At 63.5% G+C, this 20078-nt stretch carries 27 protein-coding genes; 17 read left to right on the top strand and 10 right to left on the bottom strand.

Annotation, left to right across the window (positions count from 1 at the left end):
• The first annotated feature begins 213 nt into the window (after positions 1-213).
• Positions 214-534 carry an FUN14 domain-containing protein gene (locus OPC11_RS00460; RefSeq protein WP_264780685.1) on the top strand — a complete coding sequence of 107 codons (321 nt, stop codon included), beginning with the start codon at positions 214-216 and terminating at the stop codon, positions 532-534.
• A gap of 1 nt (position 535) precedes the next feature.
• Here OPC11_RS00460 and gvpO read toward each other — a convergent pair whose 3' ends face one another.
• Positions 536-1015: a gas vesicle protein GvpO, halophile-type gene (gvpO, locus tag OPC11_RS00455; protein ID WP_264780684.1), complete on the bottom strand. Its 480-nt coding sequence runs from the start codon at positions 1013-1015 to the stop codon at positions 536-538.
• A 17-nt stretch (positions 1016-1032) separates the two neighbouring features.
• Complete coding sequence (gene gvpJ, locus OPC11_RS00450) at positions 1033-1296, bottom strand: gas vesicle protein GvpJ (RefSeq protein WP_007982669.1); 264 nt, start codon at positions 1294-1296, stop codon at positions 1033-1035.
• 596 nt (positions 1297-1892) lie between these two features.
• Here gvpJ (OPC11_RS00450) and OPC11_RS00445 point away from each other — a divergent pair.
• From OPC11_RS00445 to OPC11_RS00395, 11 genes are all read left to right on the top strand, one after another.
• The gene (locus OPC11_RS00445; RefSeq protein ID WP_264780683.1) at positions 1893-2336 is read left to right on the top strand and encodes a gas vesicle protein; all 444 of its coding nucleotides are present in this window, start codon (positions 1893-1895) and stop codon (positions 2334-2336) included.
• Positions 2337-3017, top strand: a complete 681-nt coding sequence (locus OPC11_RS00440) for a hypothetical protein (RefSeq protein ID WP_264780682.1) — start codon at positions 2337-2339, stop codon at positions 3015-3017.
• A 150-nt stretch (positions 3018-3167) separates the two neighbouring features.
• Complete coding sequence (locus tag OPC11_RS00435) at positions 3168-3794, top strand: GvpL/GvpF family gas vesicle protein (protein ID WP_264780681.1); 627 nt, start codon at positions 3168-3170, stop codon at positions 3792-3794.
• Positions 3791-4045 carry a gas vesicle protein GvpG gene (gene gvpG / locus OPC11_RS00430; RefSeq protein WP_069451067.1) on the top strand — a complete coding sequence of 85 codons (255 nt, stop codon included), beginning with the start codon at positions 3791-3793 and terminating at the stop codon, positions 4043-4045. Before OPC11_RS00435 ends, gvpG begins: the two co-directional genes overlap by 4 nt.
• Positions 4045-4467, top strand: a complete 423-nt coding sequence (gvpH, locus tag OPC11_RS00425; RefSeq protein ID WP_264780680.1) for a gas vesicle protein GvpH — start codon at positions 4045-4047, stop codon at positions 4465-4467. The genes gvpG and gvpH overlap by 1 nt, the downstream gene beginning before the upstream one ends.
• Positions 4460-5212, top strand: a complete 753-nt coding sequence (locus OPC11_RS00420; RefSeq protein ID WP_264780679.1) for a hypothetical protein — start codon at positions 4460-4462, stop codon at positions 5210-5212. Before gvpH ends, OPC11_RS00420 begins: the two co-directional genes overlap by 8 nt.
• A complete protein-coding gene (gene gvpJ / locus OPC11_RS00415; protein WP_264780678.1) occupies positions 5205-5642 on the top strand; it encodes a gas vesicle protein GvpJ in 438 nt (145 codons plus the stop codon). Before OPC11_RS00420 ends, gvpJ (OPC11_RS00415) begins: the two co-directional genes overlap by 8 nt.
• Entirely contained in the window at positions 5629-5946 is a 318-nt protein-coding gene (locus tag OPC11_RS00410; RefSeq protein WP_007982681.1) for a gas vesicle protein K, read from the top strand. The genes gvpJ (OPC11_RS00415) and OPC11_RS00410 overlap by 14 nt, the downstream gene beginning before the upstream one ends.
• Entirely contained in the window at positions 5939-6739 is an 801-nt protein-coding gene (gene gvpL / locus OPC11_RS00405; protein ID WP_264780677.1) for a gas vesicle protein GvpL, read from the top strand. Before OPC11_RS00410 ends, gvpL begins: the two co-directional genes overlap by 8 nt.
• Positions 6736-6984: a gas vesicle protein gene (locus OPC11_RS00400; protein ID WP_264780676.1), complete on the top strand. Its 249-nt coding sequence runs from the start codon at positions 6736-6738 to the stop codon at positions 6982-6984. The genes gvpL and OPC11_RS00400 overlap by 4 nt, the downstream gene beginning before the upstream one ends.
• Before the next feature lie 67 nt (positions 6985-7051).
• On the top strand, positions 7052-7288 hold the full coding sequence (locus OPC11_RS00395) for a hypothetical protein (RefSeq protein ID WP_007982686.1): 237 nt from the start codon (positions 7052-7054) through the stop codon (positions 7286-7288).
• Between the two features lie 17 nt (positions 7289-7305).
• Here the strand turns inward: OPC11_RS00395 and OPC11_RS00390 are convergent, their stop codons facing one another.
• From OPC11_RS00390 to OPC11_RS00365, 6 genes are all read right to left on the bottom strand, one after another.
• On the bottom strand, positions 7306-8403 hold the full coding sequence (locus OPC11_RS00390; protein ID WP_264780675.1) for an AI-2E family transporter: 1098 nt from the start codon (positions 8401-8403) through the stop codon (positions 7306-7308).
• A gap of 89 nt (positions 8404-8492) precedes the next feature.
• Complete coding sequence (locus OPC11_RS00385; protein ID WP_007982691.1) at positions 8493-9218, bottom strand: ribosome assembly factor SBDS; 726 nt, start codon at positions 9216-9218, stop codon at positions 8493-8495.
• A 54-nt stretch (positions 9219-9272) separates the two neighbouring features.
• Positions 9273-10031, bottom strand: a complete 759-nt coding sequence (gene psmA, locus OPC11_RS00380) for an archaeal proteasome endopeptidase complex subunit alpha (RefSeq protein ID WP_007982693.1) — start codon at positions 10029-10031, stop codon at positions 9273-9275.
• A 4-nt stretch (positions 10032-10035) separates the two neighbouring features.
• Entirely contained in the window at positions 10036-10515 is a 480-nt protein-coding gene (locus tag OPC11_RS00375) for an Rpp14/Pop5 family protein (RefSeq protein WP_264780674.1), read from the bottom strand.
• Positions 10516-10604: 89 nt separating this feature from the next.
• Entirely contained in the window at positions 10605-11210 is a 606-nt protein-coding gene (locus OPC11_RS00370) for a class I SAM-dependent methyltransferase (RefSeq protein WP_264780673.1), read from the bottom strand.
• Positions 11194-11898 carry an RNase P subunit p30 family protein gene (locus OPC11_RS00365; protein WP_007982700.1) on the bottom strand — a complete coding sequence of 235 codons (705 nt, stop codon included), beginning with the start codon at positions 11896-11898 and terminating at the stop codon, positions 11194-11196. The genes OPC11_RS00370 and OPC11_RS00365 overlap by 17 nt, the downstream gene beginning before the upstream one ends.
• Positions 11899-12066: 168 nt before the next feature.
• On the opposite strand from OPC11_RS00365, the gene OPC11_RS00360 reads away from it, so the two are divergent.
• Positions 12067-13137: a phytoene/squalene synthase family protein gene (locus OPC11_RS00360; RefSeq protein WP_264780672.1), complete on the top strand. Its 1071-nt coding sequence runs from the start codon at positions 12067-12069 to the stop codon at positions 13135-13137.
• Positions 13138-13360: 223 nt separating this feature from the next.
• Positions 13361-14206 (top strand): hypothetical protein, encoded by an 846-nt coding sequence (locus OPC11_RS00355; protein WP_264780671.1) that lies wholly within the window; start codon positions 13361-13363, stop codon positions 14204-14206.
• A gap of 46 nt (positions 14207-14252) precedes the next feature.
• On the opposite strand, the gene OPC11_RS00350 is transcribed toward OPC11_RS00355, so the two are convergent.
• Positions 14253-15110 carry a 3-hydroxyacyl-CoA dehydrogenase NAD-binding domain-containing protein gene (locus OPC11_RS00350; protein WP_264780670.1) on the bottom strand — a complete coding sequence of 286 codons (858 nt, stop codon included), beginning with the start codon at positions 15108-15110 and terminating at the stop codon, positions 14253-14255.
• A 137-nt stretch (positions 15111-15247) separates the two neighbouring features.
• Here OPC11_RS00350 and OPC11_RS00345 point away from each other — a divergent pair, with 137 nt between their 5' ends.
• The 3 genes from OPC11_RS00345 (at position 15248) to OPC11_RS00335 (ending at position 17573) form a co-directional block, all read left to right on the top strand.
• Positions 15248-15826 carry a helix-hairpin-helix domain-containing protein gene (locus OPC11_RS00345; RefSeq protein WP_264780669.1) on the top strand — a complete coding sequence of 193 codons (579 nt, stop codon included), beginning with the start codon at positions 15248-15250 and terminating at the stop codon, positions 15824-15826.
• A 119-nt stretch (positions 15827-15945) separates the two neighbouring features.
• Entirely contained in the window at positions 15946-16734 is a 789-nt protein-coding gene (locus OPC11_RS00340) for a class I fructose-bisphosphate aldolase (protein ID WP_007982709.1), read from the top strand.
• 2 nt (positions 16735-16736) lie between these two features.
• Entirely contained in the window at positions 16737-17573 is an 837-nt protein-coding gene (locus tag OPC11_RS00335; RefSeq protein WP_264780668.1) for a class 1 fructose-bisphosphatase, read from the top strand.
• 42 nt (positions 17574-17615) lie between these two features.
• Here the strand turns inward: OPC11_RS00335 and OPC11_RS00330 are convergent, their stop codons facing one another.
• A complete protein-coding gene (locus tag OPC11_RS00330) occupies positions 17616-20021 on the bottom strand; it encodes a hypothetical protein (RefSeq protein ID WP_264780667.1) in 2406 nt (801 codons plus the stop codon).
• Between the last annotated feature and the right edge of the window lie 57 nt (positions 20022-20078).

Raw genomic sequence — 20078 nt, 5'->3', positions numbered from 1 at the left:
TGTTATATCGGGTCGTTCATCTGTTTAAAACCATCGGGAGCGCGTCGGTGGTATCGTTTCGGGAAGCGACTGGCTCCCCGGAGTGATGTCGGTCGCGTGTCGAATCATCGACGGGACGAGACCATCGAATCGGCCGCCGTTTCCGCCGTCTTCTCGTTTGGTATTCGTTCAAAACCACAAGAAATTTAACCTATCAGTGTTCTGGGTGTGACGATGCAAGTCGGGATAGACCCTCAACAACTCGGACTCCAACTGGGAAGCGGTGCCGTCATCGGCGGCATCATCGGGTTCGCCGCGAAGAAAGTCGCGAAACTCATCGCGGTGATCGTCGGCCTCGAACTCGCCCTGTTCAAGTTCCTCGAATCGCGCGGGATACTAACGGTAGACTGGGAGAAACTCTCGGCTGGACTGTTGAAAACCGGTCAAGCCGCCGGAAACGGGACGCCGCCGTCGTGGCTGACGACGCTGCTCTCGACGCTCTCCGTGAGCGCCGGATTCATCGGCGGATTCATGATCGGCTTCCGAAAGGGATAGCTCACCACTCCTGACTATCCCCCCGGCGGTATCGTTCCCTGAGGCGGTACCCGCTCACGTCACCCGACTCGGAAAGCGAAATCGCATACTGTCCGAGGATGTCTTGGGTGTCAGGTATCGCGCTCCGTTCTACCATTTCGACGACGACCTCCCAGCCGTCGCCGTCGTCCGTTATTTCGATGATTCCGTCGAGCGGGTGCCCGACCAAATCGTCGGCGACGTCCTCGACCGTCTCGCGGACGTCCATCACGTCGAACTCACCGTTACCTGCCGCTTTCTCGTCGTCGGAATCCTCGCTCACGTTTTCGTCTCCCTCCCGGTCGTCTCTCGTCTCGCTCTCGTTTTCAGAGGCGTCCTCGTCGGCGTCGTCTATCGTTTCGTCGTTCGGGCCGTGCTGGTGGCAAAATCCGTCGTCCTGTGCCGGGTGTGCGCACCGCTCGCCGTCCCCGGTGAGCGCCCGACACTGGTCTGCTTCGGACATGGTGTTTTACGCCGTTCTTATGACGTACTGGCCTCGGGGGACGCGACCTCGACCTGCTCGAAGTCGATTTCGTCCTCCGAGGATGCTCGTTCTAACTTCGCCATCTCCTTTGCGTAGTGGAGGAAGGTATCGACCGATGCGACCACGACGCGCGCCTCGACGGTGAGCACCTCGATGCCGACCACGGAGATGCGAGCCCACACGTCGATGACGACTCCTTTGTCGAGGATGCGGTCCAGAACGTCCGCAAGACTCGACGAGTTTGGTTCTGCTTGTACCATAGTTGTTCGGGGGAACCGAATCCCTCTCTTGGGTAGTGTAGGTGGACGATATTTCACCGTTCGGGCCGCCTCTGCAAGTTACTTTTAACGGGAGAAGGAGGAACGCCGCTCGAAAAGGACGAGCGAACGACCGTCACGTTGGCCATCGTCCCGGAAACACGAGGTCCGCTATCCGTGTCCGATGTGTCGTCAGAAATCCCTCTTTCCCCCCTCACGAAAAAACCACAGTTGGTAGCAGTGCCCCACTACCGAGTGTCAAATCAACGATACGGTTCGGGAGTCCGGCGGTTTGCCGGTACCCATCCCTTAGCAGGCCCAGCTGATTCCAGCGGGAGCGCAGTCGTCCCAAAGGTTAAATCCAAGCATTGTTCTCACCTCCGGATAAAATAATTCCTGTAAGTTATTAAAGTTTATTATATATTTCAAGATTACAGAATCGAATATAGAAGTCGAGAGCGACCGAACGACCGTTATCCACGAAATTCGCTCCGAAGACGATCGAGCCGGTTGATGAGCATTCCGTCGGTTCAAACTCGGCGCCGCTTTTGCAGGCAAACGAACTATGGTACTCGGTCACGACTCGCTTCCGGGGAACGATGACCGACTCAACGAACGACTCCGAGACGGACGAGTTCGACGACGTTGTAGACCGGTTGTCCGCGGCGGTCGCGGGGGGAGGAGATGACGGCTCGTCGGGCCAAACCGGGACAGCCGAAACGGTCGATGTGGGCGAGATAATCGATTCCGACGGCGACATCGGCCTCTACGATGCGAGGGACATCGGACGGGCCATCGCCGGGGACCTCATCGGGTCGCCGCTCGACGGAATCGTCGAAGTCGGGGAACAGGACGACGACGGCTGGCGGGTCGTCGCCGAGGTTGTCGAGCGGACCGCGGTGCCGGATACGCAGGACATCCTCGGGCGATACGTCATCAGCCTCGAACTGGACGGGACCGTCCACGGCTACGGCCGTGCGGGGCGGTACCGCCGCGGAAGCGTCGAAACGCAGAGCGAGATATTCTCCACGGAGGACCGCTGAATGGGGGACGACATGACCGAAGATGAAACAGGAACGGTACGAAAGCTGGTCGAACAGAACGTGGGTGAGGAGCTGACCGTCGAAGAGTTAGTGGACGAACTCACCGAACTGGAAGCCGAAAACGGGGGAACCGTCGGTCGTGACCTCGGGCGTCTCGTCGGGTGCGGCCTCGGGATGGTGGTCGGGCGAACGGTCGGCGCGTCGCTCGGAAATCGCCTGGAAGCCCGTTTCGAGGGGAACGGCGAAGCCGAATCGGAGGGTGAAGAGACGGACGGGGAAGAAGAGGCACGCGAACGACTGGTCCGAGAGCGCGTGCAGGACGCCTTCGAAGTGAGCAAGGAGGAGGCGACGGAGATAATCGCCACCGCGAGCGGCATCGGCGGGAGCGAAAGCGAGGACGACGAACGGACGGCGAGCGAAGGCGGAGACGAGGAGTCGGTGGCCGAGGACGAACGGTCCAGCGATGAAAACGGGGCATCGACGGACCAAGAGGAAACGGAAGAAAAACAGGCGTCGGAGGAGGAATCCGAAAATCGGCAGGGAAAGAGCGATGCCGAGGACGCCGACGAGGAGACCGATTCCGAGGACGGAATCGAACTCGACCAACTCTCGAACGAGGACCTCGAAGCGCTGGCCAACGACCTGATGGACGAACTCGACCAGCGAAAAGCCGCCCAGTGACGACCGCGGCCCCGTTTCGAATAGCGGTCGGGCCGCAAGCAACCCGCCGAAACGGGGCAAAAGCGGCGCATGCTTGCATTTTCCGCCACACGACTTATTAACGCACGTCACGTCGGTTGCCAGTCGTAGGAGCACCGTCTCCATGAAACGATGAGTTCGAACCGATACGTCTACGGGGTCGTCGAGAAGAACGATTTCGAGTTCGACACTGAAACCGTCGGTGACGCCGACCGGGTGTACACGGTAACGTACCGGTCGCTCTCCGCCGTCGTCTCGGACATCGACACGACCGACCCCGAGCGAACCGACGAGGATAGCAAGACGCACGACGAGGTACTTCGGGACGTCCTCGAACGTGACGATGTGGACGCCGTGGTGCCGATGCAGTTCGGCATGGCGTTCAAGGACAACCGAACCCTGAAGAGCGTCCTCAGAGGCGCACGCCGCGCGTTCAGGAAGGCGCTCAACGAGGTCGATGGACACGTCGAACTCGGCGTCAAACTCGTGGCCGGGGAGGACGACGAGTTGCCGCGCGACGAGATTCGGGAGGACGTGAGCGAACGACTCGCGGCCGTCGCCGAGAGCGAGACGGAGGACGACCTGTTCAGCGACCGCCTCGTCCTCAACCGGTCGTACCTCGTGGCGACCGAGGACCGCGAGGCGTTCGCGGCGAAAGTTGGGGAGATACGCGACGAGTACGACGAGTTGACCGTCCAGTTTACGGGACCGTGGGCACCGTACAACTTCGTGGACATCCACGTCGGAGCCCAGCGATGATCATCGTCGATGACCTGCTGTTCAAACCGCTGGTGTCGATGGTGGACGTGCTTCACTCGCTGGCGGTGGACGAGATGTACGACGTCGCGGGCATTCAGGACGAACTCAAGGAGACGCACCTGCTGTACGAACTCGGCGAGTTGTCGGACGAGGAGTACGAAGAGCGGAAAGCGACCCTCGAAACACGACTCGACGTCGCGGAGACGGCCCACGAACGGCTGCGAAACGGGAAAGTCGAGGTGAAACGATAATGGGACTCATCGAACGGCTGGTCAGACTGGCCAACGAACTCTCGGACGACGACACGACACGCGCACACACTGGCGGCCGCGACACGCCACGGGGGAGAATCAACTACGGAATCTCCATCGGCTCAATCGAATCGGGTGCCCCTCGAAAGCAACGGAGCCAGTCCCGACGGCAGCAACAGAGATACCTGACGAACACTCGGGAGGAGGACGGCGAACTCGTCGTCACAATCGACCTCCCCGGCGTTTCGAAGGACGACCTCGGGGTCACGTTCGACGCCGAGACGGGTACCGTGGAGGTCCGCGAGGGCGAACGGCCGATAAAACGACTCGCCCTCGACTGGGAAGCCGCGCGAGTCACGAACGCATCGTACAACAACTACATCCTCGAACTGCGCATCGGTCGGGGGGTGCCCGATGGATAGCGACCGAATCGACGCGTTCACCGAGGACGTGCGGTCGGGACTCGACGGGCTGACGGCGGCGTTCGAGGCGGCCGACTCGTTCGAGGACGTCTCGCGCGAAGCGCAAAAACTCTGGGACGTGCTGGACGAGGGCGAGGACGTACTCGACGAACTCGACCTCACCGACGTTCCCGAGGTCGTCGAACTGTCCGAACTCCCGGACGTCATCGAGTTGGAGGACACCCCGGACGCCGTTGACGAGGGCGACCCGGGGGAACTCATCGACGTTCGAAGCCTGATACGCGCCGTCGAGTTCCGCGAACTGTGGTCGTCCACCGACGTCCGAAGTCTGTGGAACGAGAGCGACGAGTTCACCGACGCGCTCGAAGACGTCGGGGTCGGCGATTCGGACGGGGACGGCGACGGAGACGGCATGATGGACGGCGACCTCAAAAGCGAGGTGCAGTCCGAACTGTACGAATCGAAACTACGGAACCAGTTGCAAGAGAGCGTGGACGAGTTCCGCGAGCAACTCATGGACACCCGAAACGACCTGCAGGAGGTCAAAGAGGAGAACGAGTCGATGGGCGGCGCGGGACAGCCGTCGTCCGATAACCCGTCCGCGTACTCCACGATGGCGGGGTCTCGGTCGGACATGGGCGGCGTCGCGCGCTACTCGACGGTACCGAAGAGCGGGTGGCACTCGTCCGGCGGCGGGTCGAAACGAATCTACGGCGACCGATTCGAGGAGGAAGACGATGGGTGAAACCGGTCCCACCCGAAGCCAGTCCGACCTCGCGGAGATGTTGGAACTCCTCCTCGACAAGGGTGTCGTCATCAACGCCGATATCGTGGTGACGGTGGGCGAGACGGAACTGCTCGGCGTGAAACTCCGGGCCGCCATCGCGTCGTTCGAGACGGCCGCACAGTACGGCCTCGAATTCCCGGAGGGCACCGACATGCAGCGCGTCGAGGAGGCCGCGAACGTCGAGGAACTGCCAGAGTCGGAAACAGTGACCGTCGGCGTCGACCCCGACGACGAGTACGAGGAGTCGGAAGCAGACGCCGAGTCGAACGAGAGAAGCGAGGAGGAGGCGGAAGCGGACGAGAGAAGCGAAGAGCAGACGGAATCGAAGATGGGAGAAGACACCGACGAAGAGACCCAGACGGCGGAGGCGGAGCATGACGGCGATTGAAGTGGACGGCGACGACGCCGGAAAGGGACTGGTCGCGCTCGTCATCACCGTCGTCGAATTGCTCGTCGAAGCCATGGAGCGCGAGGCGGTCCGGCGGATGGAACAGGACGACCTCTCGCCGGAAGAAATCGAACGACTCGGGGCGCAGTTGGCGGCCATCGAGGACGAACTGGAGCGATTGAAAGAATCAGAAGGCATCGAAGAAGGGGTCGACAACCTCCGCGGCGATTTGGACGACCTGATTTCGGACGCGCTGGTCGATATGGCGAACCGCGAACCGGGTCTGGAGGGATTCGGTGGCTGAACCGACTTTCGAGGAGGGTCGGTACCTCTACTGCGTCGTCGAGAGCGCCGACGGGGGGGCCGATGACGACATCGAGTTTTCGGAAGTCGGAATCGAGGGCGACTCCGTTTCCGTCGTCGAACACGGCGATTTGGGGGCGGTCGTCCAGCCCTGTGATTCGCCGTTCGACTCGGACGACCTCGGGACGGTTCGGGAGTGGCTGCTGACCCACCAATCGGTCGTGGACGCCGCCGGAGAGGCGTTTGGCACCCCGCTCCCGTTCCGCTTCGACACGATTCTCAAGGGCGACGACGACGCTGTGTCGGCGTGGCTCGCGGACCAGTCCGAGACGCTCGCGTCCCATCTGGACGAGTTGGCGGGCCATTGGGAGTACCGCGTCGGCGTCGCGTGGGACGACGACCGAGTTCGAGACGAACTCGAATCGAACGACGCGGAGTTGACCGACTTGCGCGAGCGAATCGACGACGCGACCGAGGGAACGGCGTTCCTGCTCGAAAAGCAGTACGACAACCGCCTCCGCGACCTCCGACAGGCGCGAAAGGATGACCTGACGAACCGACTTCGGGACGACCTCGACCCGCTCGTCTCGGCGTTCGAGACGATGGATTCGACGGGGGACGTGCTCGGGTCGGAGACGAACGAGGAAGTCGTGCAGGTCGCCTTCTTGGCTCACGAGGAGAACGAGGACGAAATCGGGCGCGTGCTGGACGACGTGGCGGCGGAACCGGGCGTCGAAATCAGATTCACGGGGCCGTGGCCGCCCTACTCGTTCGCACCGGAGTTGGACGCATGAAGCCGACGAAGGACGACCACGCCGTCGTGGACCTGCTCGACGTGATACTCAGAGACGGCGTTATTTTGCAAGCGGACGTCATCATCACGGTCGCCGACATTCCGCTCGTCGGCCTGAGTCTCCGGGCCGCCCTCGCGGGCATGTCCACGATGACCGACTACGGCTACTTCGAGGAGTGGGACGCCGCCCAGCGACAACTCGCTCGCGCGCCGGACGAGCATCCGTTGCTCCCCGACGACGGCTGATTCTCATAAGCCCCCTGCGTGGGCAACCACGATTGGTACCAGCAAAAGCGACGAGTGTACGAACGCGATGGTAACAGAGATAACCGACGACGACGAGGGGAAGAAAGTCGTGGACGAATCGGGCGATGAAGTCGGTATCGTCGCCGACGTACAGCACGGCACCGCCCATGTCGACCCGAACCCGGGTGTCACCGACAAGGTGAAATCGAAACTCGGGTGGGGCGACCGGGACGAGGACACCTACCCGCTGCAGGAAGAGATGGTGTCGTCCGTCACCGACGACGAGATTCGAGTGAACGCGTAGTTCGCTCCTCGACGAGGTTACTTTTCTTCCGGCGGATTCGACCCGATGGAGAGCGACGAGGACGGCGTGATTCGCCGCCCGTGCACCAAGTCGCCGAACACGATGTCGGCGAACTGCACGACGAACACCAACACTAGCGGCCCGAGGAAGATGCCGTACCAGCCGAAGAGGACGCCGCCGAGGATGTACGCGAACATCACCAGTCCCGTGTGGGTCGTCCGACCCGAGATGTAGGGCCGGACGACCGTCTGTGGCAGGAGGTCCAACAGCAGCAACGAGACGACGAAGAAGACCGCCGGAAACCAGAGGAGACGGGTGTTCACCCGAAGCGCCTGCCAGACGAAGTAGAGCGTGAGCGGGACGTACACCAGCTTTCCGACGACGATGGGGACGAACGTCGCCACCCCCGTCAACAGGGCGAACACGGTGGGGATGGGAAACGACACCGCACCGGGAGCGATGGCGGCGAACCCGTTGTAGAGGACCGTCGCCGCCACGCCGACGAGCAGGACGGTGAGGACGTTCCCGAAGTACACGATGGCGAGGTCCTCGTCCACCGCCGTGAGATAGGCGACGACGGCGCTGTCCTCGCCCATCTCGCCGCGGAACCACGCCGCCAGTCGGTCGTCGTCGCGGAGCGCGAAGAAGGCGAACGAGATGGAGAGAAACAGCGTGAGCAGGCTTCGAGAGATGATGCCGACCGATTTCGCCGCGGTCGTGAAATCGCTCCAAGCGGTTCCGAGGTCGGACCCGACGAGTCGTTGCGGATGTGAGAGCACCCCCGGAACGTCGGTCGAACCGGGAATCAGCCGCGAGTAGTAGGTTTCGATGCCCGTCCCGGTGAACGCGCTGAGTTCCCGGACGCCGACGGCGACCGTGTAGCCGACGAGGAACAGCGCCGGGAGGGAGAGCAGAAACAGCGTGGCCGCCGCCGCGAGCGTTTCGGATTCGAGTCGCGTCGTTACCCGCCGGTAGACCGGGCGCGACCCGTAGTAGACGAACAACCCGAGGACGAGCGTGCCGACGAAGGCGTAGGCGACGAACGCGAGCGCCAGCGCCAACGCGATTGCGAGCAGCCACCAGCCCAGCCGCGACCGCCGTTCTGGAACCTCCATCGTCCCGAATACACGACGACTCCGCAAAAGACTGTGTTCGCCGAGTCGCCCGCGCTATCGAAAAACGAAACCGGTCGTGGCGGAGCGAGTTACCGCGTCTGAAGGTCGTCTTCGTCCTTGACGATGCGCGTTTCCGCCTCGCCGCTCGTGTGTTCGTTCACGAGGTCGTAGAACTCGTTTTGCATCCCGGCGGGGAACGTCATCACGCCGACCCACGACCCGTCGTTCTGCCACTCCTCGCGCTCCAAATCGCCGAACTGTCGGATTCGGGCCTGTGCGCTCCCGGCGTAGTTCGCGGGCACCTGCACCGCGATGGTCACCTCGTCGAACCGAATCGGGATGACCGGACGGAGCGCGTCGAGCGCGTCGTCCACCTGCTGGTCGACGGGTTCCATCGGGTCCACCGAGAAGCCGGCCTGCTCCAGCGCGTTCTCGATGCGCTCCGGCGGGTGGGGCGCGTTGTCCATCTGCGGGTTGACCGCGTTGCGCGTGATGCGGTTGACCAGTTGTTTGTGCTTCTGTTCCTGCATCTCCCTGCGCTGCTCGGCCGTGATCTGAATCTCACCGCGTTCGACCACTTCGGGGATGATTTCGAGCGGGTCCGTCGTCTCGAAGACGGTCTCCAAATCCTCCTCGGCCGGTCGGTCCCCTCGGCTCGCGTTCTCGAACACGTCCTCGGCGGCGATGACGTCCTCGATGTCGCCGTCGAAGTCGCCGCGTTTCATGGCGAGCGCCGCATCCGGGTCTACGAGCACTTCGAAGCGAGCACCGTGCGATTCCAGACGCGCCGTCACCGCCTCGTCGAGTGATATCATACCCGAAGGTAAACGCGCCCACCTAAAAGATGTTTCCCGAGAAAAACGTCGAAATTACTCTTCCGGCTCGTCTTCGTCCTCGGATTCGAGGAGGTCGAGTTCGTCGAGGTAGCTCTCGACTTCCTCGTCGTCGAGCATTCGGAAGCGTTCGCTTTCGACATCGACGGTGGCGAGGCCGACGCCATCCGCCGAGAGTTGGTCGTCGTTGACCGTTCCGAGGCCGCTCAGGGCGAGGTCGATACCGCCGTCGAGGTCCATTCCCTCGCTGTAGTTCGATTCGAGGTAGTCCTGAATCTCGCCGCGGTCCGCGCCGACCGCGAGCGCTTTCCATTCGTACGGCGTCCCGGACGGGTCGGTCTCGTAGAGGCGCGGTTCGCCGTTCTCGATGCCGCCGATGATGAGCGCGACGCCGAACGGTCGCGCGCCGCCGACCTGCGTGTACTGCTGGATGTGGTCGGTGACTTCCTTCGTCAGCGTCTCGACGCCGATGGGTTCGCCGTAGCGCAGTCGGTTGATCTGGGACTGGCGACGCGCGAAGTCGATGAGCTGGCGGGCGTCGGCGACGTGGCCCGCGCTGGCGATACCGATGTGGTCGTCCGCCTTGTGGAGCTTTTCGACGCTGGTCTGCTCCATGAGCGGCGACCGCGTGTGTTTGTCCACCGCGAGGACGACGCCGCCCTCGGTTCGGACACCGATGCTGGCGCTCCCTCGTTTGACGGCCTCCCGTGCATATTCGACTTGGTAGAGACGGCCGTCCGGGGAGAAGATCGTAATCCCGCGGTCGTACGCCTGCTGTTGGGCTTGTCCCTGCATAGTATCACTCGAAATCGAGTTCCGTCGCGCCTACGAACGAGTCATCGACCTGAATGTCGAGCGCGCCATCACGTGTGATGGCGGGTCGGGTTTCGTCCGCGAACACGACGCTTCTCTCGCCCGAAACTTCCCTTTGGCGACCTAAATACTTTTCTTCACAACCTCGGACCGTCCCGCTTATACCGCGGACGAACACGCCGACGGAATCGCCGTGCACGTCGTCGATGCAGGCCAGCACCGCCCGAGCCTCGTCCGTGTGCCCCCGACGAACCCGAACCAGCGCCTCACCGTCTCCGTCCTCGAAATCGAAGGAGAACACCGTCAGGTCCGCGTCCGCGCTTCCGGCGTCGCCGAGGAGGTTCTGCGCGGCGAACCAGATGCTCCGCTGGAACGACCGGCGGTCGATGTCCGCGTCGGGCCACGCTTCGAGTCCGACCGCGAGATACCGCCAGTGGGGCCGGATGTGCTTCGGGAGGTGTTTCATTCGAGGTTCTGACGGACGTTGGGCGGCGGTGGATTTGAATGGCCTGCTCTCGCGTCGGGTAGTAAGAATCGAGTCCGGTTCCGGAGACCTCAGGTGCGTTCGGCGACCAGCACGCCGACCTGTTCGTGCACCCGCTCGACGGCGGTCAGGGAGAATCCGTTGTCGGTCAGCACGTCGGCCAGATGTCCGACGGTCGAGGGGTCGTCCACTTCGGGGCTGTAGAACGGTTCCTCGGGGTCGGGGAGGCCGAAGAACATCACGTCGCCGAGGACGAACTTTCTCGGGCCGAGTTCCGCGATGGCCTCGATTGCTTCGCGCTTCTCCTCGTCGGAGAGGTGGTGCATGGCGAAGTTGGAGACGACGATATCGACCTCGCCGTCCACGTTCGGGTCCCGGAACCGTCCCTCGCCGAACTCGACGTTCTCGATGCCGTTTTCCTCGGCCTTCGTTCGCGCTTCGTCCAACATCCCCTCGCTGATGTCGCGGCCGATAACGCGCTCTGCGCCGGGAGCGAGGGCGAGGGCGATTGCGCCCGTTCCGGTCCCCAAATCGAGGACGGTATCGTTCGCTCCGGGGTCCGCGTGGTCCACGACGAGCGAGACGCAGGCGCGGTACTCCTCGCTGTCCTGTGAATCGTCGTAGTCGCCCGCGATGTCGGAAAATCGGTTCGCGTGTTCCTCAATCGTCTTCTTCATACCGGCCACGTTTCACGCCGGGGGCAATGAAATCGTCGGAGCGAATCGTCCGATTTCGCTCGGCGAGGCGACCCCATTCCCGGAGCCCGTCCTCGATTTGCTCGGGGGAGAAGCCAACCACTTCCCCGACGGCTTTCAGTTCGCGGGGACCGCGGAGGTGGAGGTGCGAGGTGGGGTCGCCGCTGACGACGAACGGCGCGCCGTATTTGACGACCAGTTCGCGCAGTTTGCGGAGGTCCTGTATCGCCTGCACCCGCGGCCCGCCGTCGGCGCGGAGGATGCGCGACAGGTTGAACTCCACCCGGACGCCGTGTTCGGCGGCGGCCTTCGCCAGCACGTGGTTAAAATCGCCGCGGCCGCGCATCGGGTGAGCCAGCACGTCGATGCGCTCCTCCTCGACGGCGAAGCGGTTGAGTTTGTTCGTCCCACCGTGGAGCAGGAGTATCGTCGTCTTCGGGCGGAAGTTGCCGACGTGACCGCTGGCCTGCGACGGGTTGTCGGCGCGGATTTCGAGGCCGTCAACGACGTCCACGTCGTAGGCGTCGCTGACCCGCTCGGCGTCGAATTCGGCTCGGGAGTCGCCGTGGTTGCGGACGACGATGCCGTCGAACCCGTAGTCGGCGGCCGTGGCGGCGAAGCGTGCGACGGTACCCTCCCCATCCGGGACGGCGTGGACGCCCTCGTACATTCTCGTGTTCGGGTCCGCGGCGGCGAGACTTGGCGCTTGCGACTCGGACCGCGAACGCGGACCGCTCGGTCTGAGTCGGAACTGATTAGCCGTTCCAGTGACACCGGAGAGGTAAGCCCAAGGGGTTTTAGCGTCTCAACCCGAAAGGCCGGAAGGTTCAGTAACAGAATGGACAGCCACCCACCGACCTCCGCGACCGCCGACACGCCCTCCGAGGCAGACCTTGAGTGGTGCCACCAGGCCGTTCAAGGCGTCTCCCGGACGTTTGCCATCACCATCGACCTCCTCGATGCGCCGATGGCCGATGCCATCTGTGTCGGATATCTCCTCTGTCGTGTCGCCGATACCATCGAGGACGCGGGCCACATTCCGCCCGCCGAGCAGACGCGTCTGCTCTACCAGTACGACGCCGTCCTCGACCCGACCGATTCGACGACGATAGACGAGTTCCGCGAGGACGTGGACGAGTGGATACCGGACGACGACGGCGACGACGCCGACTGGTCGGTGGTCGCACACGCGCCGCGAATCGTGGCGACGTTCGACGCGTGTTCCCCGTCCGTCCGGAACGCTGTTCGACCGCCCGTTCGGGAACTCGTCGGCGGGATGGCGATGTTCGTCGAACGCCACGCCGACGAGGGCGGCCTTCGAATCGGGACGCGCGCGGAACTGGAGGAGTACTGCTACTACGTCGCCGGAACCGTCGGCGAACTCATCACGAACCTCGTCTGCCGGGACGCGGATTCAGCACAAGCGAACCGCCTCCGCGAAACGTCGGAGTCGTTCGCCCTCCTCCTGCAACTCGTCAACGTCACCAAGGACGTGTACGTCGATTACCACGACGAGAACAACGTCTACCTGCCGGAGACGTGGCTCGAAGACGCCGACGTTCCGCAGGACGACCTCTGTGACCCCGAACACAGCGACGACGTTGCCGCCGTCGTCGAACGAACCGCCGACCACGCTCACAGTTTCACCGACGACGCTCAGACGTATTTGGAGAGCATGCCGCGCGAACGGGGCAACCGTCTCGTCGCGTGGACGATTCCGTACCTCCTCGCAGTCGGCACGCTCCGCGAAGTGCGAAAGCGCCCGGAGGACGCGCTTCGCCGGGCGGGAATCAAGGTCTCGCGCGAGGAAGTGCACGCTCTCATCTCCTCGCTCGCCGGTGGCGTCGAACGCGACGCTCTCGGCGACTTGCGCCGAACGATTTCCGAGCGGCCGTTCCACCTGTCCTGATTTTCGGCCGTCCATCGGTATCAGTTCGCCCCCGGTACGAGGTAATCTCAAGACGGGAACTCCTTTCAGAAGAGCTACATCTTCGGACAGGCTTATCTGGTTTTGTGCTGTATATTTTGTTCTTGCAATAAATGACAGAACGCCGCCCTCTCCGAACCGAACGAATCGACTCCCAAACGACTTCCGCGCGGTCGAAATCGAACCGATCGGCAGGTGAACGCTGATGCGGTCCCGGATTCCCGTCCTCCTCACGGTTTGTCTCGTGCTCGCCGCCATCAGCGGGTGTGTCGGCCAAGCGCCGAGCAACGGTGCCGGTTCGGGGTCGCCGACGAAGACGACCGAAACGACCCAAACCGGGTCGTTCAGCGACGCCAAGGCCCACGAGGTCGTGGACGACATCCGCGCGAAACAGCGGAACATCAGCACGTACCACGCCGTCGAAGTGGAGAAGCGCACGTATCACCTTTCGAACGGAAGCACGTACTCCCGGACGCGCAAGATAGACACCACGAAGAAGTACGTCGATGGGGCGATGCTCCAGCGACGGGAGTACTTCTCGCCGCGTTCGAGAACGGTCATCGAGAACGAGACGAGTTTCATCACCTACGATAGAGCCAACGACACGTACCGCGTGGGTAACCGACGTAGCGGCGGCCCGAAGCACTACTTCATCAGCGGTATCTACGAGGCGCGAAACGAGTTCGAGGCTGCCTTCGAGGACGACTCGCTTTCGTACCGCGGTACGACGACCGTCCTCGGTCACGAAGTGTACGTCATCGAGTTCGACAATCCCAAAGACCCGAAGAACGCCTCGTGGTACACGTCGCAGTTCTGGATAGACACCGAATCGGGCGCGCTCGTCAAGAGCAAGACCGACTACCCGGTACCGTTCGAGAGGACGCTCGCCGAACTCAAAAACGGGCGACCGACGAAGGGAACCACGTCGGACGACGGGGCGGTCATCAAAAACGCGACGGTCGTCTTCACCTACGAGAACCTCTCCGTGAACGAGGTCCTGCCAGAAGGAACGTTTGAACCGCCGGAGAACGCCACCAGAAACGGTCGGTAGGGTTCCAGGCCCACATTTTCCGTCGCCGTTCAGTTTTCGTCGCCGTTCAGTACTCGTAGAAGCCCTTCCCCGTCTTCTTGCCGAGGTCGCCCGCGTCCACTTTGCGCTTCAGCAGGTAGGCGGGTTTGTATCGGTCGCCGAGTTCCTCGAACAGGGTCTGGCTGGCGTCGAGACAGATGTCGAGTCCGATGTGGTCGGCGAGCGTGAGCGGACCCATCGGGACGTTCGTTCCGAGCGTCATTCCCTTGTCGATGTCCTCCTTGTCGGCGACGCCCTCGTCGTAGGCGCGGATGCCCTCGTTGATCCACGGCATGAGGATGCGGTTGGTGACGAAGCCGGGTTTGTCGTCGGACTCCCACGTCTCCTTGCCGAGTTCCTCCGCAAGGTCGTGGGCGAGCGTCACCACGTCGTCGTCCGTCTTCTCGCCGACGACGAGTTCGACGCCCTTCATGATGGGAACGGGGTTCATGAAGTGCAGACCGACGATTTGCTCCTCGCGGTCGGTCACGCTGGCGATGGTCGTGATGGAGAGCGTGCTGGTGTTCGTGGCGAGCACGACCTCTTCGGGGAGCGCCTCGTCCAACTCCGCGAAGATGTCCTGTTTGATGTCCATGTTCTCGACGGCGGCCTCGACGACGAAATCGCAGTCCGCGAGGTCGTCGAGTTCGGTCGTGCCCGTGATTCGGTCGAGTACCTCGTCGGCCTCCTCCTGACTCATCTTCTCCTTTCCGACGAATCTGTCGAGACTCCCTTCGATGGTGTCGAACCCGTTTTCCACGAACTCCGCTTTGATGTCGCGCATAACCACGTCGAACCCGTTCGCGGCGGCGACTTGCGCGATGCCGCTGCCCATGGTACCTGCGCCAACTACGCCGATGCTGTCGATATCGGAAAGCGTCCGCATGGTGGCGAGTGCTCCGGGAACGGTTGTAAGGATAGCGGAACGAAAGCGAAGGGAGAAATATGTTGACACAGTAACGATTCGAACAGGTCGGGTGGCGAAACATTCAAGATGAGCGAGTGGGAGAAAGAAATGAATCGGTGAGGGCCGTGACGGAAAACGAGACACGCAAAACGGACGTGACCGAAACGACGGACGTGAAATTCGTCGGACCAGCGACGGCGGCGGTTATCGACGACGCGTCGTTCGGCGTCGAAGCCATCCAAAACCGAACCGTCTCCTACGAGATGCTCCGCGAAGCGGGCGTCAATCCCGGCGTCGCCGGTCGTCTGCGGCGCGAACACTCCCTGTCGTGGTCCTTCGAATCCGGCAACGACCTGACCGACAGGTCCACGCAAGTTCGTGGCCTCCAGGACGAAGAGCGGGCGTGGATCGCCGCCAGTTCCGGCGACTGGGAGCGTGAGACGCCCGAAACCGCCACGACGGACGGGAGCGGCGAGGCTGAAGCGGAGGAGGCGGCGTGGCGCGACCGAAGTAGCCCCGACCCCGTAACCGACGTGCCGGAAATCGACGACCGCCTCGCGGACGAACTCGCGGAAGCGGGCATCACCTCGGTTCGAAGCCTCGCCATCGCCAACCCGGAGCGCGTCGCCGACTCGCTTTCGTTCGACCGGAATCGAGTTACTAAATGGCGCGACTCGGCCCACGAATTGCTGTGAATTTACTACTATTGTAGTCTTCAATATACTCGATAGGACTCCCGAGATGGCCGAAAACGGGCATTCCGCTCTGCGCGCGACCAGTACACTCATATACGTCGTGGGCGCAGTTCGGGACGATGATTCCGCTGACTGACTCGCAAGTCACGCGAGACGGCAAAGCACTCATTCTCGCAATGGACCACGGACTGGAGCACGGACCCTCCGCCGACTTCGGTTCCGTCCCGGACACGCTTAACCCCGAGAAGATCTTCGAAACCGCGACGCACGATGCGGTGACCTGTCTCGCGGTCCAGAAAGGTATCGCCGAGACCTACTACCCCTCCTACGACGACGACGTGAACCTGCTCGCCAAGCTCAACGGGACGAGCAACCTCTGGACGGGCGAACCGTACTCGCCGCAGAACTGGACGGTCGATTACGCCGCCGAACTCGGCGCGGACGCCGTCGGCTACACCGTCTACTCCGGTTCGAACCACGAGTGCGACATGTACGAGGACTTCCGCGACATACAGGAGCGGGCACACCGCGAATACGACATGCCCGTCGTCATGTGGTCGTACCCCCGCGGACAGGGACTCAAGAACGACACCAAAGAGAGCGTCATCGCCTACGCGACCCGAATCGCGCTCGAAATCGGCGCGGACATGGCGAAGGTCAAGTACCCCGGAACGCGCGAGTCGATGGAATGGGCCGTCAAATCCGCCGCCGACATGCCCGTCGTCATGAGCGGTGGGTCGAAGACCAGCGACTACGAGTTCCTCTCCAGCGTCGAAGCCGTAATGGACGCTGGCGGTTCCGGACTCGCCGTCGGACGGAACGTCTGGCAGCGTGACGACCCCGAGCGCATCCTCGACGCGCTCGAAAAGGTCATCTTCGAGGGCGCAACGGCCGACGAAGCGCTCTAACGATGGAGACGGTTGATACAATCCTCGCGACCGTCGCGGCCGCCGCGCCGGAAATCCGTGGCGGTCTCACCGGTCGCCGTCGGAAGGCCGACGAGGAGAACCCCAGCGGGGAAATCCAGATGGCCGCGGACGTGTGGGCCGACGAGCACCTCGAAGCCGAGTTGACCGCCATCGAGGGCGTCGGCGAGTTCGCCAGCGAGGAGCGCGAGCACGTCGTCGATTGCGGCGAGGGACTGTCGGTCGCCATCGACCCCCTCGACGGGTCGTCCAACCTCAAATCGAACAACTCGATGGGGACCATCGTCGGAATCTACGATGCGCCGCTCCCGGCGAAGGGAACGGACCTCGTCGCGTCGGCGTTCGTCCTCTTCGGACCCATCACGACGATGATGGTCGCCCGCGACGGGTCCGTGACGGAGTTCGTCATAGAGGACGGCGAACAACGAGTCGTTACCGAGGACGTCACGCTCCCGGACGACCCCACGGTATACGGCTTCGGCGGCCGCGTCCCGGACTGGCCCGAGGCGTTCACGGCCTACGCCCGCGACGTCGAGGACGAACTCAAACTGCGCTACGGCGGCGCGATGATCGGCGACGTGAACCAAGTGCTGACCTACGGCGGCGTGTTCGCCTACCCCGGCCTCGAATCGCGCCCCGAGGGAAAACTCCGCCTCCAGTTCGAGGGGAACCCGATGGCGTACATCATCGAGTCCGCCGGTGGCCGCTCCTCCGACGGCGAGCAATCGATTCTCGACGTGACGCCGGAGGAACTCCACCAGCGAGTGCCGCTGCACATCGGTAACGCGGAACTCATCGACCGCCTCGAATCGGCGCTGTAACGCTCCGCTCCGTTTTTCCCGTCCCACTCGTGCGACGACGAGTTACGTCCCGGCCGTCGTATTCGTCACTGGCCTCGTCGTTACTGGCGTTGCTGGCGTCGTTTGTGGACCCGTCGTCGCAACCGTGGTCGGACCGGCGGTCGCAGTCGGTCCGCTGACGGTCGTCTGTGGCACCGTCGTTTGCGGAACTCCGCCGACCTGCCGGATGCACGCCTGCACGTCGTCCTGCTGTGCCGTCGCGACCTGCTGGCCGTTCGAATCGAAGACCGTCGCGTTGACGAAGACGTACCCGGAGACGTTGAGGTCGGCCGTCGTGTTCGTCCACGTGGTGGTTCCGTTCGGCGCTCGCTCGAAGTCCGCCGCCGAGACGTTCCGCGTCACCAGCACGGCGGACTGCGGGTTCGAGGCGTTCACCAACACCGCCTCGACTCGGTAGTCCGCGGGTTGGGTCGCGTTCGCCGTGATTCTCGTACACGTCAGGTTCACCGTGAGCGGTGGGGTCGGCGGTGCGGTGGTCGTAGTTGTCGTGGTCGTCGTGGCGTTCGGTGTGGTGGTCGTAGTCGGCGCAGCGGTCGTAGTAGTCGCCGGGGTCGGCGGAGTCGTGGTGACGTTCGTGGTGGGTGTGGTCGTCGTGACAGTTGGTGTCGTGGTGGTGACGTTCGTGGTCGTCGGTGTCGAAGTGGTCGTGGTGGTCGCCGAAGTCGTCGTCGGGGTTGCCGCCGGAGTCGTCGTAGTCGCACCCGACGTCGTGGTCGGTTGCGTCGGCGTCGGTTCCCCGCTCGCCTCGCTTCGGGCGGTTTCACGGAGGGTCTCCGGCGGGACGTTTTCCTCCGTCTGGAGGCGGGTTTCGGCCTGTGAAATCCCGGAGCGTGCGGTCTGTTGTATCTGACCCGCGTCGTTCACGTTCCGCTGTTTGGCAGCCTGCGTCGCACCCGCGGCCGCGCCGAACGACGCCGCTTGCACCTGCCGGACGCTCGCTCGCTGGATTTGCGTGACTCCGCCGGTCGCCGCTCCGCGTGACGCGGCCTGAATCTGCGTCACGGTCGCCTGCTGGCTCTGGGAAATCGCGCCGACCGCCGCGCCGCTCGTCGCCGCTTGCACCTGCTGGACGGAGACTTGCTGGCGTTGGCTCGCCGTGACGCCGCCCGCACACGCCCCTCGCGCCGCGGCCTGCACTTGGGTGATGCTCACCCGCTGATTCTGCGTGATGGCACCCGACGCCGCGCCGAGGCAGGCCGACTGAATCTGCGTGATTCGAACGGTCTGCACCTGCGTGATGCCTCCCTGTGCCGCCCCTTTCGCGGCGGCCTGTATCTGCTGGACGTTCACGACCTGCTTCTGGACGGCACCCTGCACCGCGCCTTGTGCCGACCCCTGTGCGACGATCTGTATCTGGACGATGCTGACGACCTGTATCTGCGTGACGCTCAACGCGCCGACCGCCGCGCCGCGACACGCCGCCTGTATCTGCTCGACCGACGCCTGCTGGACCTGCTTGAGTCCGCCGCTCACGGCACCCTGCGCCGCGACCTGAATCTGCGTCACGGTCACCTGCTGAACTTGCGAGACGGCACCCGCCGCCGCCCCGCGAGTCGCCGCCTGTATCTGTTCGACGCTCACCTGCTGGCGCTGCGTGACGCCGCCCCGAGCCGCGCCCATCGCGGCGACTTGCACCTGCTTCGCGTTCGCGCGTTGGGCTTGGACCGCCCCGCTCGCAGCTCCGCGGGTCGCCGCCTGTATCTGTTCGACCGAGGCGCTCTGTCGCTGGTCGAGCGCGCCGAACGCGGCCCCCTGCCCGGCCTCCTGAATCTGGGAGACGCTGGCCTTTTGATTCCCGGTTGCGCCGGTCGCCGCTCCCTGTGCAGCGCCGCGGGCGGCGGCCTGCACCTGCGAGACGGTCGCCCGCTGGCTTCCTGCGGCCGCGCCGTGACCCGCGCCGAACGCGGCGGCCTGCACTTGGGAGACGTTGGCCTGCTGTACCTGCGTGGTCGCACCGGTCGTCGCGCCGCGCGTCACCGACTGAATCTGGGTCACGTTCACCCGCTGACTCTGAAGCAGGACACCGTGTGCGGCACCGCGGGCGGCGGCCTGCACTTGGGCGACGGACGCCTGCTGATTCTGGGAGACCGCCTGTGCCGCGCCTTCGATGGCGGCCTGTCGTTGCTGTTGCGTGATGGTGACGCCCTGTCGCTGTGCCAGCGCCGCCCCCTGAACGGCCCCGCGGGTCGCGGCCTGCTCACTGTCTGACTGGTTCGCTCCTGTCTGCTGGAGGAGCCTCTCCGAACTCCCGCTCGCCGATAACAGCGGGAGCGTTCGTGTGGATTCCGACGATTGGTCGCGGGGCGCATCGGACTGTTTCGAAATCGAAACGACCCCGAGACTCGCGGTGCTGACGAGGATAAGGAGGGTGAGGCCAACCGCGAGGCCGGTGCGTGTACGTCGAGTCATGAGATACGACCTGCACGCCGGAAATCCATGTTAACAGACGGCATTGTTAATTCCGTT

The sequence above is a fragment of the Haladaptatus sp. T7 genome (assembly GCF_026008575.1).
GTDB classification, from domain to species: Archaea; Halobacteriota; Halobacteria; order Halobacteriales; family Haladaptataceae; genus Haladaptatus; species Haladaptatus paucihalophilus.
This window is presented reverse-complemented; position numbering and strand designations above follow the sequence as displayed.

Bases quoted from the DNA above. Each gene is read 5' to 3' on its own strand.
- OPC11_RS00460 (WP_264780685.1), top strand. From the start codon at position 214: ATGCAAGTCGGGATAGACCCTCAACAACTCGGACTCCAACTGGGAAGC.
- gvpO (WP_264780684.1), bottom strand. From the start codon at position 1,015: ATGTCCGAAGCAGACCAGTGTCGGGCGCTCACCGGGGACGGCGAGCGG.
- gvpJ (WP_007982669.1), bottom strand. From the start codon at position 1,296: ATGGTACAAGCAGAACCAAACTCGTCGAGTCTTGCGGACGTTCTGGAC.
- OPC11_RS00445 (WP_264780683.1), top strand. From the start codon at position 1,893: ATGACCGACTCAACGAACGACTCCGAGACGGACGAGTTCGACGACGTT.
- OPC11_RS00440 (WP_264780682.1), top strand. From the start codon at position 2,337: ATGGGGGACGACATGACCGAAGATGAAACAGGAACGGTACGAAAGCTG.
- OPC11_RS00435 (WP_264780681.1), top strand. From the start codon at position 3,168: ATGAGTTCGAACCGATACGTCTACGGGGTCGTCGAGAAGAACGATTTC.
- gvpG (WP_069451067.1), top strand. From the start codon at position 3,791: ATGATCATCGTCGATGACCTGCTGTTCAAACCGCTGGTGTCGATGGTG.
- gvpH (WP_264780680.1), top strand. From the start codon at position 4,045: ATGGGACTCATCGAACGGCTGGTCAGACTGGCCAACGAACTCTCGGAC.
- OPC11_RS00420 (WP_264780679.1), top strand. From the start codon at position 4,460: ATGGATAGCGACCGAATCGACGCGTTCACCGAGGACGTGCGGTCGGGA.
- gvpJ (WP_264780678.1), top strand. From the start codon at position 5,205: ATGGGTGAAACCGGTCCCACCCGAAGCCAGTCCGACCTCGCGGAGATG.
- OPC11_RS00410 (WP_007982681.1), top strand. From the start codon at position 5,629: ATGACGGCGATTGAAGTGGACGGCGACGACGCCGGAAAGGGACTGGTC.
- OPC11_RS00400 (WP_264780676.1), top strand. From the start codon at position 6,736: ATGAAGCCGACGAAGGACGACCACGCCGTCGTGGACCTGCTCGACGTG.
- OPC11_RS00395 (WP_007982686.1), top strand. From the start codon at position 7,052: ATGGTAACAGAGATAACCGACGACGACGAGGGGAAGAAAGTCGTGGAC.
- OPC11_RS00390 (WP_264780675.1), bottom strand. From the start codon at position 8,403: ATGGAGGTTCCAGAACGGCGGTCGCGGCTGGGCTGGTGGCTGCTCGCA.
- OPC11_RS00385 (WP_007982691.1), bottom strand. From the start codon at position 9,218: ATGATATCACTCGACGAGGCGGTGACGGCGCGTCTGGAATCGCACGGT.
- psmA (WP_007982693.1), bottom strand. From the start codon at position 10,031: ATGCAGGGACAAGCCCAACAGCAGGCGTACGACCGCGGGATTACGATC.
- OPC11_RS00375 (WP_264780674.1), bottom strand. From the start codon at position 10,515: ATGAAACACCTCCCGAAGCACATCCGGCCCCACTGGCGGTATCTCGCG.
- OPC11_RS00370 (WP_264780673.1), bottom strand. From the start codon at position 11,210: ATGAAGAAGACGATTGAGGAACACGCGAACCGATTTTCCGACATCGCG.
- OPC11_RS00365 (WP_007982700.1), bottom strand. From the start codon at position 11,898: ATGTACGAGGGCGTCCACGCCGTCCCGGATGGGGAGGGTACCGTCGCA.
- OPC11_RS00360 (WP_264780672.1), top strand. From the start codon at position 12,067: ATGGACAGCCACCCACCGACCTCCGCGACCGCCGACACGCCCTCCGAG.
- OPC11_RS00355 (WP_264780671.1), top strand. From the start codon at position 13,361: ATGCGGTCCCGGATTCCCGTCCTCCTCACGGTTTGTCTCGTGCTCGCC.
- OPC11_RS00350 (WP_264780670.1), bottom strand. From the start codon at position 15,110: ATGCGGACGCTTTCCGATATCGACAGCATCGGCGTAGTTGGCGCAGGT.
- OPC11_RS00340 (WP_007982709.1), top strand. From the start codon at position 15,946: ATGATTCCGCTGACTGACTCGCAAGTCACGCGAGACGGCAAAGCACTC.
- OPC11_RS00335 (WP_264780668.1), top strand. From the start codon at position 16,737: ATGGAGACGGTTGATACAATCCTCGCGACCGTCGCGGCCGCCGCGCCG.
- OPC11_RS00330 (WP_264780667.1), bottom strand. From the start codon at position 20,021: ATGACTCGACGTACACGCACCGGCCTCGCGGTTGGCCTCACCCTCCTT.